The organism is Streptomyces sp. NPDC002868 (genome assembly GCF_055563295.1).
This window is the reverse complement of sequence record NZ_JBVHDR010000003.1, coordinates 412,342-427,703: the sequence shown is the minus strand read 5'-3', so window position 1 is coordinate 427,703 and position 15,362 is coordinate 412,342. Positions and strand designations below refer to the sequence as shown.

Sequence of the window (15,362 nt, the reverse complement as noted above, 5' to 3'; positions counted from 1 at the left end):
CCGACGCCGCGTCGAGAAGCCGCGTCGAGAGTCAGACCACCGCGCCGCGGCCCGGATCGTCGTCGTCCTCGTCGTCGCCGTGCGACATCCGGGCCACCAGCGTGCCGAAGCCGCCCAGGAAGCCGCCGACGCAGAGCGTCGTCAGCCACCACGTCATGTTCCACTGGAGCAGCACCGCCACCAGCATCAGCACCGGCCCGCCGACCACTGCCAGCCAGGCGAACTTGGCCGTGACATCGGACTCCGGCAGCGGCGGCGGCTCCGGCGGCACGAAGTGGCCCTCGTCGCTCTCGTCGAGGTCGTCGTCCTTCGCGTCGGCCACCTGGTAGTCGCGCGGGCCACCGATACCCGGCGCGAACGTGATCGAGCTGCCCAGCGCGGGCTTGTCCGCATCAGGCCCCGCAGCAGGCCCCGCGTCAGCACCCGCGTCCGGATCCTCCGGATCGGGCTCGGCCTCCGCCGCCCTGTCGTACTTCGGCGTCTTGTTCAGATCACCCTCGAGCAGGGCGAGGTCCTCCACCGACTTGAACGGCTTGGCGCCCGGCGGGTCGGCCGGTTCATCGCCGTACCCCTCGACGATGGCGGCCCAGGCTGCCTCCTCGTCGATCGGCTGCGGCTCGCGGTCCGCATCGTGCTGCTCAGCCACCGGTGGTGCTCCCCTTCTTCCCGATACTCGGAGCGAGCCGGCCGATGAACGCATAACTCTCGTCGAAAATCCGCTCCGCATCGTGGTCCAACGTCGCCACGTGGTAGCTCTGTTCCAACAGGATCTCCGAGACGTCCGTGGACGAGACCCGGCTCAGGATCCGCGCCGAGTCGGCAGGCGGCACCACATGGTCCTGCGGGCTGTGCAGCAGCACCATCGGCTGAGTGACCTGCGGCAGCTCGCCGTCGACCAGCCGGAAGAAGTGCCGCAACGAGTGCGCGGCGTGCAGCGGCACCCGGTCGTACCCGACCTCCTCCGAGCCCTCCTTGGCGATGTCGCTCGTCAGCCCCTTTGTCGTACGCACAAAGTGGCGCGCGACCGGCAGGGCGTACGCCGACAGGCCGTGGACCTTGTTCGCCGGGTTCACCACGACGATGCCGCTGACCGCCTCCCCGTGCTTCGCGGCGAGCCGCAGCGTCAGCGCCCCGCCCATCGAGAGCCCGAAGACGAAGACCTGGCTGCACCGCTCGACCAGCACCCGCAGCTCGCGGTCCACCTCTGCGTACCAGTCCTGCCAGCCGGTGACCTGCATGTCCTCCCAGCGCGTGCCGTGTCCGGGAAGCAGCGGCAGGGACACGGTCAGTCCGCGCTCCGCCAGATACTCGGCCCAGGGGCGCAGCGACTGCGGGGAACCGGTGAATCCGTGACAGAGGAGGACGCCGACCTCGCCGCCTTCGTGGCGGTACGGCTCGGCTCCAGGAAGGACCGGCACCTGGGTCTCCTGTTCGTGAGTGTCTGAAGGGTGTACTTCACCGTACGCGACCGGACTGACACCGACCAGGTCCGCAAGCCCCCCGGCGCAGGGATGACTGACCCACCTCGGGATAAGGTCTGTTCGACAGCACACAGGAGGCACTCGAGTTGATCTACGGCGCAATGAAGTTCTCCATCGGGGGCTCACTGAAGCTTGCCTTCAGGCCTTGGGTGGAGGGCCTCGAGAACATTCCCGTCGAGGGGCCGGCGATCCTCGCGAGCAACCACCTGTCCTTCTCGGACTCGTTCTTCCTGCCGGCGGTCCTCGACCGCAAGGTCACCTTCATCGCCAAGGCGGAGTACTTCACATCGCCCGGCGTCAAGGGCAAGCTGACCGCCGCCTTCTTCAAGGGTGTCGGGCAGCTCCCGGTGGACCGCTCGGGCGCGCGCGGTGCGGGTGAGGCGGCGATCAAGGCCGGGATAGATGTCATCGCGAGTGGTGGCCTGTTCGGCATCTACCCGGAGGGCACCCGCTCCCCGGACGGCCGCCTCTACCGCGGCAAGCCGGGCGGCCTCGCGCGCGTGGCGCTCGCCACCGGCGCTCCGGTCATCCCGGTCGCGATGATCGACACCGAGAAGATCCAGCCGCCCGGCAAGGTGGTCCCCAAGCTGATGCGCCCGGGGATCCGGATCGGTAAGCCGCTCGACTTCAGCCGTTACCACGGCATGGAGGGCGACCGCTTCATCCTGCGCTCGGTGACCGACGAGGTCATGTACGAGATCATGAAGCTGTCCGGCCAGGAGTACGTCGACATCTACGCGACGGCCGCCAAGCGCCAGATCGCGGATGCGGAAAAGGCGGAGAAGGCCGAGAAGGCGGCGGCCGAAAAGGCCGCGAAGGCGAACAAGCCGGAGAAGCCAGAGAACACGGACAAGGCGGGGAAGACGGACCGGCCGGCCGCCTAGCCGCGCCGTCCGTCCTGGGGTGGGGGATATGGCCAAGCGCGAGCGTGTCGTGCGGATGTCGGTCGAGCTGCCGCTGTGGCGTGCGCTGGCCGCCTACCGCGTACTGACCATGGTCTACGCGGTGCTTCTATTCGTCGTCCCCTCCAACAAGTTCGAGCGCCCCTGGGTCGCGGCCGGCTTCCTCGCGGTGATGTCCGTATGGACGCTGGTCACGCTCCCCAAGGTGGCCAACGCGGCCCGCTGCACCAAACGCTTCCTGGTCGCCGATCTCACCGTCGCGCTGACCGGGATCATGCTCACGCCGCTCGCCGACGCCCAGGCCCAGACGCAGGACGGTCCGACCCTGCCGACGATATGGACCGCCGGATCCGTCCTCGCGTTCGCCATCAAGGGCGGCTGGCGCTGGGCGGGCTTCGCGTCCTCACTCGTCGCCGTCGCCAACATCATCGAGCGCGGCCGGCCCAGCGGGGACACCTTCCACAACGTCCTGCTGGTCTGGGTCGCCTCCATAGCCATCGGTTACGTCGTCGAGGTCGCCCGCGCCTCCGAGCGCACCCTTGCCCGCGCCCTGGAGATCGAGGCGGCGACCCGCGAGCGGGAGCGGCTGGCCCGCGACATTCACGACAGCGTGCTCCAGGTGCTCGCGATGGTGCAGCGGCGCGGTACGGCGCTGGGCGGCGAGGCCGAGGAGCTCGGCAGGATGGCGGGGGAGCAGGAGGTCGCCCTGCGCACCCTGGTCTCCAGCGGTCTGGTACCCACCACGCGCGCCTCCGAGGACGTCTCACTCGGTGCCGTGGTCCGCACTGTCGACGACGACGATCCGCCCCAGGGGCCCGAACTGCACGACCTGCGCTCGCTGCTGGCCCGGCACGCCGGGTCGAAGGTGACCCTCTCGGAACCGGGCGCCCCGGTGCTGCTCCCCGCCGCCGCGGCGGCGGAACTCGCCGCCGCTGTCAGTGCCGCCCTGGACAATGTCCGCAGACATGCCGGCGAGGACGCCCACGCCTGGATCCTGGTCGAGGACTGGCCGGACGAGGTGATCGTGACGGTACGGGACGACGGCCCGGGCATCCCGGAGGGCAGGCTCGCCCAGGCGGAGGGCGAGGGCCGGCTCGGAGTCGCCCTCTCGATCCGCGGGCGGCTGCGGGATCTGGGCGGCTCGGCGGAGCTGATCTCGGTCCCGGGCCAGGGCACAGAAGTCGAATTGAAGGTCCCACGGGGGAAGGCAGTCACATGACGGACCAGCAGACGATCAAGGTGATGGTCGTCGACGACCACCCGATGTGGCGGGACGCGGTCGCCCGCGATCTGGCCGCGGCCGGTTTCGAGGTGGTGGCGACGGCCGGTGACGGTCCGCAGGCCGTGCGCCGCGCCAAGGCCGTCGCGCCCGACGTCCTCGTCCTCGACCTCAATCTGCCCGGGATGCCGGGCGTTCAGGTGTGCAAGGAGCTCGTCGGCTCCTACCCCGGCCTGCGGGTCCTGGTGCTGTCCGCCAGCGGTGAGCACGCCGACGTACTGGAAGCGGTGAAGTCCGGTGCGACCGGCTATCTGCTCAAGTCGGCCAGTACGGAAGAGCTGAGCGACGCCGTGCGGCGCACCGCCGTCGGCGATCCGGTCTTCACGCCGGGCCTCGCGGGCCTGGTGCTCGGTGAGTACCGCCGCCTGGCTTCCGAGCCCGTCCCCGCGGCGGGTGCGGACGAGCCGAAGGCCCCGCAGCTGACCGACCGGGAGACCGAGGTGCTGCGGCTGGTGGCAAAGGGGCTCTCGTACAAGCAGATTGCCGAGCGGCTCGTCATCTCGCACCGCACCGTCCAGAACCACGTGCAGAACACCCTCGGCAAGCTCCAACTGCACAACCGCGTCGAGCTCGTGCGGTACGCGATCGAGCGGGGCCTGGACGACGCGTAACCCCCGCCCCCTCCCCGTACGAGTGAAAGCCGGACGTCAACCTCCGCATGACGCACAGGAATTGACCTTTCGCCCCATCCCGCAGTGACCTGGATCACCATTAGCGTGGCGGTCATAAGGCTCACCAGGCGAAGGGAAGTTTCCATGCGCGTCGGAGTACTGACCGGGGGCGGCGACTGCCCCGGCCTCAATGCTGTCATCCGTGGTGTCGTCCGCAAGGGCGTGCAGGAGTACGCGTACGAATTCGTCGGCTATCGCGACGGCTGGCGCGGACCCCTCGAAGGCGACACGGTTCCGCTCGGCATCCCGGCCGTCCGCGGCATTCTGCCCCGCGGCGGCACCATCCTCGGCTCTTCGCGCACCAACCCCCTCAAGGAAGAGAGCGGCATCCGCCGCATCAAGGAGAACCTCGCCAAGCACGAGGTGGACGCGCTGATCGTGATCGGCGGCGAGGACACGCTCGGCGTCGCGACGCGGCTCCACGACGAGTACGGCATCAACTGCGTCGGCGTGCCCAAGACCATCGACAACGACCTGTCCGCCACCGACTACACCTTCGGCTTCGACACGGCGGTCGGCATCGCGACCGAAGCCATCGACCGGCTGCACACCACCGCCGAATCGCATATGCGCGTCCTGGTCGTGGAGGTGATGGGGCGGCACGCGGGCTGGATCGCCCTGCACTCCGGTCTGGCCGGCGGCGCCAATGTCATTCTCATCCCCGAGCAGCGCTTCGACGTCGATCAGGTGTGCGCCTGGGTGACGTCGCGTTTCAAGGCCAGCTACGCCCCGATCGTGGTGGTCGCCGAGGGCGCAATGCCCAAGGACGGCGAGGCGGTTCTCAAGGACGGCTCGCTCGACTCCTTCGGTCATGTCCGGCTCTCCGGCGTCGGCGAGTGGCTGGCCAAGGAGGTCGAGCGGCGTACCGGCAAGGAGGCCCGCACCACCGTCCTCGGCCATGTCCAGCGCGGCGGCACTCCGAGCGCCTTCGACCGCTGGCTGGCCACCCGCTTCGGGCTGCACGCGATCGACGCGGTGCGGGACGGGGACTTCGGCAAGATGGTCGCGCTGCAGGGGACGGACATCGTGCGTGTTCCGATTGCCGAGGCGACGGCGAAGCTGAAGACGGTGGACCCGAAGCTGTACGAGGAGGTCGGGGTCTTCTTCGGCTGACCCCTCGGGATCCGCCCCAGACCCCGCGCCTCAATCGCCGGCGGGGCTGGAATTTTCCGCCGGTCGGCCTGAACTCTCAGGCCGACCGGCGGAAATCAAGCCCGTTGGGGGTCCCCCCGGACGAAGTCTGGGGGAGATTGGGGACCGGGGGTCCGGGGGCGGAGCCCCGGTCAAGAAGTCAGGCTCGGCCGACTCGCGTGGCCGAGGCGAGGAGCCCGTGGATCACCTCCGGCCCCCGCATCGTCAGTACCGACTCCGGGTGGAACTGGATGCCCGCGAAGCCTGTGCCCCGCAGGGCGTGCACCTCCGCCGAGAGGGGATCGCGGGCCACCTCGACCCCGTGCGCCTCCAGCTCCGCCGCCGCAGCGTCGTCGCAGCGTGCCGTGAAGCTGTTGTAGAAGCCCACGGTCTCGTCCCGCCCGAAGAAGTCGATCCGCTCCTGCGCCCCCTGGTGCGGGGCGTCCTTGCGTACGATCTCCAGGCCCAGCTCGGCTGCCATCAGCTCATGGCCGAGGCAGACGCCGAGCAGACCGTGGCGGTGATCGCGCAGCAGATCGGCGGAGAGCGTGCGCAGGAAGCGCATCTTCGGGTCGGTCGCGTCGGCCGGATCGCCAGGACCCGGGCCGAGGACCACCGGTCCGGTGTGCGCGAGGACCGTCTCGCGCAGGCCCGGCTCGTCGTACCGCCGCACCGTCACCTCCAGGCCGGTGGAGCGCAGCAGATGCGCCAGCATCGCGGTGAAGGTGTCCTCGCCATCGACCACCAGCGCGTGTCCGGTCAGCCGGGCGCTGCGCTCCTGCATCCGCAGCCAGAACGGCGCGAGGTCGGCGCGGCGGGCGTCGAGGGCGGCCCGCACCCGCGGGTCGTCGGCGAGGTTCGGGCGCTCGGCGTGCTCCTGCGGCCGCCCGGGGCGTACGCCCAGCGCGGCCAGTACGCCCGCCGCCTTGGCGTGCGTCTCGGCCACCTCGCCCGCCGGGTCGGAGTGCCGGACCAGGGTCGCCCCGACCGGCACCCGCAGGGAGCCATCGGCATCGATGTCGGCGGTACGGATGAGGATGGGGGAGTCCAGGGTCTGTGCGCCGACCTGTCCTTCCCGCCCGCCACCCGCGTTCTTGCCGATCAGCGCGAGCGCGCCCGCGTAGTAGCCGCGGCCGCCCACCTCGTGGCGCTCGATGACCCGGCAGGCGTTCTGCACCGGTGAGCCGGTGACCGTAGCCGCGAACATCGTCTCCTTCAGTACCTCACGCACATCGAGCGACGAGCGGCCGCGCAACTCGTACTCGGTGTGGGCGAGATGAGCCATTTCCTTGAGCCGGGGCCCGATGACGACGCCGCCCATGTCGCCGACGGTGCACATCATCTTCAGCTCCTCGTCGACGACCATGGAGAGCTCCTCGCGCTCCTTGCGGTCGCCGAGGAAGCCGAGCAGCGCCTCGGGGGTCGGGCCCTGGGGCGGATAGCGGAAGGTGCCGCTGATCGGGTTCATCACGACGGTGCCGCCGCTCATCCGGACATGGACCTCGGGGCTGGCACCGACGAGGGTGCGCTCGCCGGTGTGCACGACGAAGGTCCAGTACGCGCCGCGCTCGCCGGCCAGCAGCCGCCGGAACAGGGCCAGGGCGTCGGCCCGGCCGAAGCCGGGGATGCGGCCGGTGTACGTGCGGCGGACAACGAAGTTCGCGCCCTCGCCCCGGCCGATCTCGTCCTCGATGACGCGCCGGACAATCCCCGCGTACTCCTCGTCGTCGACGTCGAAGGCCCCGCCCTCGACCCGGACATCGTGCGCCGGTAGCGCCTCCAGGGCCTCGGCGAGCGGCACTTCGTACGTCTCGTCGGCGACGAGCACGGACAACGGAGTGCCGTCGTCGCGTACGTCGAAGCCGCGCTCCCTGATCTGGCGGAACGGGACCAGGGCCAGTGAGGGACGGTCCGCGACCGGGATGTCGGCGAGCGACTCGGCCTCGTGCACGGCGCCGATCAGGACCTCGACGGTGTCGTGATCGTGGCCGGGGGTGCGTCTGCGCAGCAGGGCGAAGGGCGGGCAGTCTTCTTCGAGCAGTCTGCTGATGGGCATCCGGTGTTCCTTCCGAGTGGTCCGAGTGGTCCGAGTGGGAGGAACGGCCCGTGGAAACGGGAAAGGCCGCCCCTCGGGGCGGCCTTCGCGAGCTGTGTGTACGCGCAGTCAGTGGGCCGCCGGATGAGCGGTCCACCACCAGGTCTGAGTCGAGTGCGCGAACATGACGCCGACCATAACGCATCCGCCCGCGGCGCCGCAGCGCGTCCGGGGAGCGGACGGCCGCGGTGCCGCGGGCGGGATCACACCTTGTGCGCCAGACCAGCAGGTCTCACCAGCAGGTCTCAGACCAGCAGGTTGTAGATCTGCCAGCCGGTGGCGATCTGTGCCCTGGCGGCGAACGGCGCGGTGGCGCTGCCCGTGCCCTTGTAGAGCCACAGCACGCCCGAGGAATCCCGGGCGATCAGGTCCGGCCTGCCGTCACCGGAAAGGTCGCTCGGTCCGTTGAGGACGTTGTAGATCCCCCAGCCGGGACCGACCTTGACCCTGGCGGCGAACGGCGCGGCGGCATTGTCCGTGCCCTTGTAGAGCCACAGCACGCCGGAGGTGTCCCTGGCGATCAGGTCCGCCTTGCCGTCCGCGGTGATGTCTCCGGTGTCGGTCAGCGCGTTGTAGATCTGCCAGCCGGGGCCGACCTTGACCCTCGCTGCGAAGGGTGCGGTTGCGCTGCCCGTGCCCTTGTAGAGCCAGAGCACGCCGGACGAGTCGCGCGCGATCAGATCGGCGATGCCGTCCGCGGTGATGTCCCGGGCGCCGGTCAGCTGGTTGTAGATCCCCCAGCCCTTGCCCACCTCGGTGCGCTTCAGGAAGGGCGCCGACGGATTGCCGCTGCCTCGGTAGTACCAGAGCACGCCCGAGGTGTCGCGTGCCACCATGTCGCCGACGGCGTCGGCACGCAGAGCCGTCATCGAGGTCACCGCGTTGTAGCCCTGCCAGCCGCTGCCGACGCGGTAGCGGGTGAAGTACGGCGCGGTCGCGCTGCCGGTGCCCTGGTACTGCCACAGCACGCCCGAGGAGTCGCGGGCGAGCGTGTTGTACCGGCTGGTGCCCGCGTCCGGGACGGTGCTGTTGATCTGCTGGACGTCGCTCGCCTTCACCCACGCGATGCGGTGGTTGAAGTGGATCGGATAGAAGGAGTTGGTGCCCTTCACCAGGGTGCCGTCGGTGTTGTAGGCCGAGTAGTAGTAGTCACCGGCGGCCGCCCCACCGGCCAGTGCGTAGGCCTGTCCGGCAGGGACGCTGTACTTGGTCAGTGATGCGGAGTTGTCGTCCTGGACCGGGACATCGGTCCCCGCGTACGCCTCGTCCTCCGGGTAGGCACGCCCGTAGACCGGGATCGACGTCACGCCCGCTTTGGCGGCCAGCACGGTCTGGGAGGTCTTGCCGACCGGCGCGGTGAACTGCCCGCCCGGGTTGGAGAACCAGGCCTTCTTGCCGCCGTACCAGATCGCCGTCCAGTTGGTCCGGGCCTCGGCGACGACGTACTCGCCGCCGGCGAGGACCTTGTTCGACCAGTTCGCGCCGTCGCTCCACAACACGGTGGGGAAGTAGGGGTCGGTCAGCTTCGCCGCGTCGGTCGAGGGCGACTCGTACAGGTATCCGAAGTTCGCCGGCTGTGTGGCGACGGCTGCGCCACCATTGGTCAGCTTGGGCTGGTTCGCCGTGGTGAACGGGGGCACGACGCGGACCAGCTGCCCGGCCTTCAGCGGGCCGCCCGCGCCGCCTGCGCCGGTGGGTGCGCCCATCAGCGACATGTAGTGGTTCCAGTCCCAGAACGGGCCCGGGTCCCAGTGCTGCGCGCGGACCTTGTCGTCCAGCACGCCCGGCACCTCGTCGTGGCCGATGATGTGCTCGCGGTCCAGCGGGATGGAGAACTTGGCCGCCACGTACTTCGCCACGGCCGCCGAGGACTCGTACTGCGGCTCGGTGTACCAGCTGCCCGCCTTGATGGCGTAGCCCTCGTGCTCGATGCCGATCGAGTGCATGTTCACGGTCTTGTTGCCCGCGTGCCACGCCTCGTTCTTGGTCTCCACCATCTGTGTGACCAGGCCGTCGGACGCGCGGATCATGTAGTGCGCGCTCGCGTACGACGCCGGGTTCTTGAAGGTGGCCAGCGATCCGTCGTAGCCACCCTCCGTGTCGTGGATGACGATCTGGCGGATGTCGAAGCCGTTCGCCGGACGGCTGGCGATGTTGTAGTTGCCCTGGTTCTCGGCATAGCCGGCCGGGACGAAGTTGCAGTTCAGTCCGGTCGGGCACTCGACCGTCGGGACCGCGGAGGTGCTCGCGAACGTCGCGGCGAGCGGGAGCTTCGACGGCTTGACCGCGGTGACCGAAGGGTCGGCGGCGAGCGTGAGCTGCTGGCCGTCAGTGGTGAGCCGGCTCTCGCCGGTCTTGATCGACTCGTAGACGCGCTTCGCGAACAGCTGGGCGCCCTTGGTGTCGGGCGCCTGGCTGAAGCGGGCGACGGCGGCGTACCACTGGCCCGGTTCGTCGGGCAGCGAGCCGGTGGCCTCGCGCTGGTACTCCGCGAGCAGCGCCGCACCCGCGCGGATGCTCTGCTTCGCATCGGTCTGGAGCGCATCCGCCGGCTCGTTGATGAGCTCGGCGGCCTCGTCCAACGTGTGCAGCCGGGGGTCGGTCGTGTCGACGGTGGCCGGGGTGGACCTGAGCGCGCGGGCGGCGTTGAAGTGCTTCTCCACCGTGGGGTCGCCGCTCCTGTTGAGGTGCGAGAGGCGCTCCTCATCGGTCGGCTTCTCCACGTCCTCCGGCGTCACCTGGGTCAGGCCCATGACGTTGTACGCGCCGGTGGTGCTCGGCAGTCCGTCGTGGGTCTCCCAGCGCGTCTGCCGGTACGAGACCGCCATCAGCACGCTCTGCGGAACGTCGAACTCCCGAGCCGCGTCCTCGAACTGGGACTGCAGCACCGCGCCCGGGGGCCTTGGCTTGCCGTCTGTCGAAGAGTCCAGGAAGCCGGGCGAGGCCACGGCGATGGTGCCGATCGTGACCGTGGCGACCACGGCCGTGGCGACACCGTAAATGAGCAGCTTCTTCTTGCGGTCTCTGCGATGACCCCGGTTCACGCCCACCCCTGGTTCCACTTGTTTTAATATCGAACCACTCGGAAATCGGCGTGAGATTAGCAGGCTCGGGGGCTTCGAATCGCCTCGGCAGACAGATCGGACAGACCGGACGGCCTGGCCCGCTGAACAGCCAATGTCGGAGTGGTGGACATCGCGTCTCATTTAGTGGGCGCTGGAAGGGGCGTCCGCAAAGACCCCGTAATGTTGACTGGGTGACCGTGAACGCTAAGACCACCGCTGCCGGTGGCAACACCTGGCGAGACCTGCCCGCGGCGCAGCAGCCCGAGTACCCCGATGCCGAGGCTCTGCGCGATGTGATCGCGGACCTCGAGTCGTATCCGCCGCTCGTCTTCGCGGGCGAGTGCGACCAGCTGCGCGCCCGGATGGGAGCCGTCGCCAAGGGCGAGGCGTTCCTGCTGCAGGGCGGCGACTGCGCCGAGGCCTTCGACGCCGTGTCCGCCGACCACATCCGCAACAAGCTCAAGACCCTGCTCCAGATGGGCGCGGTACTCACCTATGCCGCGTCGGTGCCCGTGGTGAAGGTCGGCCGTATCGCCGGCCAGTACTCCAAGCCGCGCTCCAAGCCGACCGAGACCCGCGACGGTGTGACGCTGCCGACCTACCGGGGCGACTCCGTCAACGGCTTCGACTTCACCGAGGCGGCCCGCATCCCGGACCCCGAGCGCCTCAAGCGGATGTACAACGCCTCCGCCGCGACGCTCAACCTGGTGCGTGCCTTCACCACCGGCGGCTACGCCGACCTGCGCCAGGTGCACGCCTGGAACCAGGACTTCGTGAAGTCGTCCCCGTCGGGCCAGCGCTACGAGCAGCTCGCCCGCGAGATCGACAACGCGCTGAACTTCATGAAGGCCGCGGGCACCGACCCGGCGGAGTTCCGCACGGTCGAGTTCTACTCCTCGCACGAGGCGCTGCTGCTGGACTACGAGGGTGCGCTGACCCGCACCGACTCACGCACCGGCCGGCTGTACAACACCTCCGGCCACATGGTCTGGATCGGCGAGCGCACCCGCCAGCTGGACGGGGCGCACATCGAGTTCGCCTCGCAGATCCGCAACCCGATCGGTGTGAAGCTCGGCCCGACGACCACGGTCGACGAGGCGCTGCAGTACATCGAGAAGCTCGACCCCGAGCGCGAGCCGGGCCGGCTGACCTTCGTCGTCCGTATGGGCGCCGACAAGGTCCGCGACAAGCTCCCCGAGCTGGTCGAGAAGGTCACCGCCTCCGGCGCCACTGTGGCCTGGGTGACCGACCCGATGCACGGCAACACCTTCGAGGCCGCCTCCGGCCACAAGACCCGCCGCTTCGACGACGTGCTCGACGAGGTCAAGGGCTTCTTCGAGGTCCACAAGGCGCTCGGTACGCACCCGGGCGGCATCCATGTCGAGCTCACCGGTGACGATGTCACCGAGTGCGTGGGCGGCGGCGACGAGATCTTCGTCGACGATCTGCACCAGCGCTACGAGACGGCCTGCGACCCGCGCCTGAACCGCAGCCAGTCGCTGGACCTGGCCTTCCTGGTCGCCGAGATGTACCGCGACCAGTAGTGACGGATCAACGACGGTGGGGCGCGGATCGATGTGATCCGCGCCCCACCGTCAATTCCGGGGCTTTTACGCACCGGGTCTGCCGGGTAAGGTTAGGTTAGCCTCACCGATCATCGGGAAGGCGCCACCTATCGATCCCGTCCGGGAGGTGAACCGCGTGTACGTCTGCTCCTGCTTCGGCATCACCGAGAAGCAAGTGAAGGAACACGCGGATGCAGGCGCCTGCACTCCCCGCCAGATAGCGTCGGCTTCCAAAGCCGGAACCGACTGCGGATCGTGTGTACGCCGTATCCAGGGGATCCTCGGTCGTGACGTCTGCCCCCGCCGGGAGCTGCTCGAGCAGGGCAACAGCGCCGCCGTGCTGGCCACGGACCCCGGCTCCGCCCCCGGGGCCGAGCTCGGCGAAGCGGCCTAGCTCTCGGGCCGTGGCCTGGCTCTCCGGCGGTGACCTGGCCCTCGAGCTGCGGCCTAGCCTTCGAGCTGCGGCCTAACTGTCGGGTTGCTCGATCAGCTGCGCGATGTACAACGCCTCACCGAGCTTCTCCACCAGCTCCAGCTGGGTGTCGAGATAGTCGATGTGGTGCTCCTCGTCCGCCAGGATCGACTCGAAGATGTTCGCGGACGTGATGTCGCCCTTGCCGCGCATCACTTCGATTCCGCGCCGGAGTCGGTCGATCGCCTCCACCTCGACCTGCCGGTCGGCCTGGAACATCTCGGTGACCGTCTGGCCGATGCGCACATGGAACAGGCGCTGGTAGTTCGGCAAGCCATCGAGGAAGAGGATGCGGTCGGTCAGCACCTCTGCGTGCTTCATCTCGTCGAACGACTCGGACCGGGTGTACTTGGCGAGCTTCGTCCAGCCGAAGTTCTCCTGCATCTTCGCGTGCAGGAAGTACTGATTGATCGCGGTCAATTCGGCGGTCAGCTGCTCATTGAGAAACTCGATGACCTCGGGGTCGCCCTGCATCGCAGAGGCTCCTTCCGCGCGTGTGACTTGGGCAGGTGCGCGAATCCTCGCACTGCAGCAGGGGGGCGTCCAGTAAGTACATGCTTAGTAGGAGTTGCCCGAATCGGGCCAGACCTGGTCATGACCACCCCTCCCGGTCTGTCACCATTGAAGGCATGGGTCAGCCGGAGAGCCGGGAATACCGCGCATCAGAGGAGTCCGAGCTTCCGCCGGGGCAGCGACTGCAGCGTGGCTGGCCGGTCACTCACTACGGGCCCGTACCCAAGTTCAGGCCGGACCGCTGGGAGTTCAGGGTTTTCGGCGCCACGGCGGACGGCGACAAGCGCTGCTGGAACCACGAGGAGTTCTCGGCGCTGCCCTTCTCGACGGTCGTCGCCGATCTGCACTGCGTGACGAAGTTCAGCATGCTGGGGGCCGAATGGGGCGGTGTGCCCGCCCGTACGGTCGTGGAGCTCGCGCCGCCCGCGCCGAACGTCACCCATGTCATGGTCTGGGCCGAGTACGGATTCAGCGCCAACCTGCGGCTCTCCGACTTCGTCTCGGACCGCACGATCTTCGCGACCCACAAGGACGGTGAACTGCTCACCGCCGAGCACGGCTTTCCGCTGCGTCTTGTCGTCCCGCATCTGTACGCCTGGAAGGGGCCCAAGTGGGTCCGTGGCGTGGAGTACATGACCACCGACCGCCGCGGCTTCTGGGAGGAGCGCGGCTATCACAATCTCGGCGACCCCTGGCGTGAGCAGCGCTACTCCTATCAGGAGGAGCCGGGGGACGGCCCGGAGCTCTGACCCCCCGGGGGTTCAGTGGTGGTACCGGTGGACCACCGCATGGCCCTTGCCGCGGCCGATCATCCACTTGTTGACGGGTGTGGTGATCAGGAAGGCGGCGACGAGGGCGATCGCGAGCACCCACCAGAACATCGCGTCACCGAGGTGGGCGTCCATCGCGCCGGGCCACAGGGCGATCACGCCGTTGTCTATCAGCTCCATGACGGCGATGGAGAGGGTGTCGGCGGCGAGGGCGACCCGGAAGGCGGTCCTGAAGTCGACGCCGGCCTTGAGGACTCCTCGCAGCGTGAACGAGTAGCCGAAGAAGAAGGCCAGGACGATCGCGAGGATCATCGTCGGCATGTTTCCCCAGCCCAGCGCGGTGCCGATGACCATGCCGAGCACTTCGCCGATGGCGCAGCCGGTGAGGCAGTGCAGCGTGGCCTGGGCGGCCATGGACCAGCTGACGGATCCGTGCTGTGTGTGGTGCTCGTGGTGTGCGTGCCGGGCGTGAGTGTCGTGCTGCATGAGAGACCCCCCAAAAACCAGGTAGCGGTTCCTGCCGACAGCAAGAACCGTATACCCCCTAGGGGTATTCCCGCGAGGTGCTCAGCGGAGCTTCTTCAGCCGCGCCACATCCGCCGCGTGCCCTTCCTTGCCGCCGGGCGTCTCGATGATCAGCGGTACGCCCTCGGTCGCCGGGTGCTGCATCAGCGCCCGGAACGGCTCCTCGCCGATATGGCCCGCGCCAATGTTCGCGTGGCGGTCCTTGTGAGCGCCGACCACATCCTTGGAGTCGTTGGCGTGGATCAGCTTCAGCCGCCCTTCACCGACCGTCTCCACCAGCAGATCCAGAGTCTGCGCCATCCCGTACGGCCCGGTCAGATCGTGTCCCGCCGCGAAGACGTGGCAGGTGTCCAGGCAGACGCCCAGCTTGGGGTGGGCGTCGAGCGCCTCGAAGTACGGACCGAAGTCCCAGGTCCGTGAGCAGAGCGAGAAGCCCTGGCCCGCCGTCGACTCCAGCAGCAGAAACGGGTCGTCGTCGTGCGTCAGCTCGTCCAGCAGCGGCAGCATCCGCTCCCGCACCTGCGCCAGCGCCACCTCGCGGGTCCGGCCGCCGGTCGCCGAGCCGGTGTGCACGACCACGCCCAGCGCGCCGATCTCCCGGCCGCGGCGCAGTGAGTGCCGCAGGGACTCCACGGACTTCTCGGCGGTGGCCTCGGTGTGCGAGCCGAAGTTGATCAGATACGGGGCGTGGACGTACGCCGATATCCCGTCGGCCGCGCACTCGGCACGGAACTGCTCGTCCTGCACCGGGCTCCCGGCAGGCGTCGCCCAGCCACGCGGATTGGCCACGAAGACCTGGACGGTCTCCGCCTCCAGCTCACGGGCGTAGGCGAGACCGGTCCTGGCGAGGCCGCCGACCACGGGGACATGGCCGCCGACGGGGTTGCGCATCT

General features: G+C 69.0%; 15 protein-coding genes. 7 read left to right on the top strand and 8 right to left on the bottom strand.

Annotated elements, in window-relative coordinates; genetic code table 11:
* Positions 1–31: 31 nt before the first annotated feature.
* Entirely contained in the window at positions 32–646 is a 615-nt protein-coding gene (locus ACZ3H8_RS12670; RefSeq protein ID WP_467400748.1) for a hypothetical protein, read from the bottom strand.
* Positions 639–1,418, bottom strand: a complete 780-nt coding sequence (locus ACZ3H8_RS12665) for an alpha/beta hydrolase (RefSeq protein ID WP_467400746.1) — start codon at positions 1,416–1,418, stop codon at positions 639–641. Before ACZ3H8_RS12665 ends, ACZ3H8_RS12670 begins: the two co-directional genes overlap by 8 nt.
* Before the next feature lie 149 nt (positions 1,419–1,567).
* Between ACZ3H8_RS12665 and ACZ3H8_RS12660 the strand changes: the two genes are divergently transcribed.
* The 4 genes from ACZ3H8_RS12660 to ACZ3H8_RS12645 all read left to right on the top strand — a co-directional run bounded on the left by ACZ3H8_RS12660 (position 1,568) and on the right by ACZ3H8_RS12645 (position 5,446).
* A complete protein-coding gene (locus ACZ3H8_RS12660; RefSeq protein ID WP_467400743.1) occupies positions 1,568–2,365 on the top strand; it encodes a lysophospholipid acyltransferase family protein in 798 nt (265 codons plus the stop codon).
* Between the two features lie 28 nt (positions 2,366–2,393).
* Positions 2,394–3,602: a MacS family sensor histidine kinase gene (gene macS, locus ACZ3H8_RS12655; RefSeq protein ID WP_467400741.1), complete on the top strand. Its 1,209-nt coding sequence runs from the start codon at positions 2,394–2,396 to the stop codon at positions 3,600–3,602.
* Positions 3,599–4,273, top strand: coding sequence for a response regulator (locus ACZ3H8_RS12650; protein ID WP_398987753.1), 675 nt, complete (start codon positions 3,599–3,601; stop codon positions 4,271–4,273). The genes macS and ACZ3H8_RS12650 overlap by 4 nt, the downstream gene beginning before the upstream one ends.
* A gap of 144 nt (positions 4,274–4,417) precedes the next feature.
* Positions 4,418–5,446 (top strand): 6-phosphofructokinase, encoded by a 1,029-nt coding sequence (locus tag ACZ3H8_RS12645; protein WP_398987755.1) that lies wholly within the window; start codon positions 4,418–4,420, stop codon positions 5,444–5,446.
* A gap of 178 nt (positions 5,447–5,624) precedes the next feature.
* Here the strand turns inward: ACZ3H8_RS12645 and ACZ3H8_RS12640 are convergent, their stop codons facing one another.
* The 3 genes from ACZ3H8_RS12640 to ACZ3H8_RS12630 form a co-directional block, all read right to left on the bottom strand.
* Positions 5,625–7,520, bottom strand: coding sequence for an anthranilate synthase family protein (locus ACZ3H8_RS12640; RefSeq protein WP_467400738.1), 1,896 nt, complete (start codon positions 7,518–7,520; stop codon positions 5,625–5,627).
* Between the two features lie 108 nt (positions 7,521–7,628).
* Positions 7,629–7,685: a trp operon leader peptide gene (locus ACZ3H8_RS12635; protein WP_073723848.1), complete on the bottom strand. Its 57-nt coding sequence runs from the start codon at positions 7,683–7,685 to the stop codon at positions 7,629–7,631.
* 119 nt (positions 7,686–7,804) lie between these two features.
* Positions 7,805–10,603: an N-acetylmuramoyl-L-alanine amidase gene (locus ACZ3H8_RS12630; RefSeq protein ID WP_467400735.1), complete on the bottom strand. Its 2,799-nt coding sequence runs from the start codon at positions 10,601–10,603 to the stop codon at positions 7,805–7,807.
* 212 nt (positions 10,604–10,815) lie between these two features.
* On the opposite strand from ACZ3H8_RS12630, the gene ACZ3H8_RS12625 reads away from it, so the two are divergent.
* Together ACZ3H8_RS12625 and ACZ3H8_RS12620 are read left to right on the top strand one after the other, a co-directional pair.
* Positions 10,816–12,168 carry a class II 3-deoxy-7-phosphoheptulonate synthase gene (locus ACZ3H8_RS12625; protein WP_398987761.1) on the top strand — a complete coding sequence of 451 codons (1,353 nt, stop codon included), beginning with the start codon at positions 10,816–10,818 and terminating at the stop codon, positions 12,166–12,168.
* 148 nt (positions 12,169–12,316) lie between these two features.
* Positions 12,317–12,583, top strand: a complete 267-nt coding sequence (locus ACZ3H8_RS12620) for a (2Fe-2S)-binding protein (RefSeq protein ID WP_467400733.1) — start codon at positions 12,317–12,319, stop codon at positions 12,581–12,583.
* Positions 12,584–12,655: 72 nt separating this feature from the next.
* On the opposite strand, the gene bfr is transcribed toward ACZ3H8_RS12620, so the two are convergent.
* Positions 12,656–13,135, bottom strand: coding sequence for a bacterioferritin (bfr, locus tag ACZ3H8_RS12615; protein ID WP_307664008.1), 480 nt, complete (start codon positions 13,133–13,135; stop codon positions 12,656–12,658).
* A 155-nt stretch (positions 13,136–13,290) separates the two neighbouring features.
* On the opposite strand from bfr, the gene ACZ3H8_RS12610 reads away from it, so the two are divergent.
* Positions 13,291–13,923 (top strand): sulfite oxidase-like oxidoreductase, encoded by a 633-nt coding sequence (locus ACZ3H8_RS12610; protein WP_398987765.1) that lies wholly within the window; start codon positions 13,291–13,293, stop codon positions 13,921–13,923.
* 12 nt (positions 13,924–13,935) lie between these two features.
* Here ACZ3H8_RS12610 and ACZ3H8_RS12605 read toward each other — a convergent pair whose 3' ends face one another.
* The gene (locus ACZ3H8_RS12605; protein ID WP_467400730.1) at positions 13,936–14,430 is read right to left on the bottom strand and encodes a DUF4396 domain-containing protein; all 495 of its coding nucleotides are present in this window, start codon (positions 14,428–14,430) and stop codon (positions 13,936–13,938) included.
* Positions 14,431–14,511: 81 nt separating this feature from the next.
* Positions 14,512–15,360: a deoxyribonuclease IV gene (locus ACZ3H8_RS12600; protein ID WP_467400728.1), complete on the bottom strand. Its 849-nt coding sequence runs from the start codon at positions 15,358–15,360 to the stop codon at positions 14,512–14,514.
* Positions 15,361–15,362: the final 2 nt, after the last annotated feature.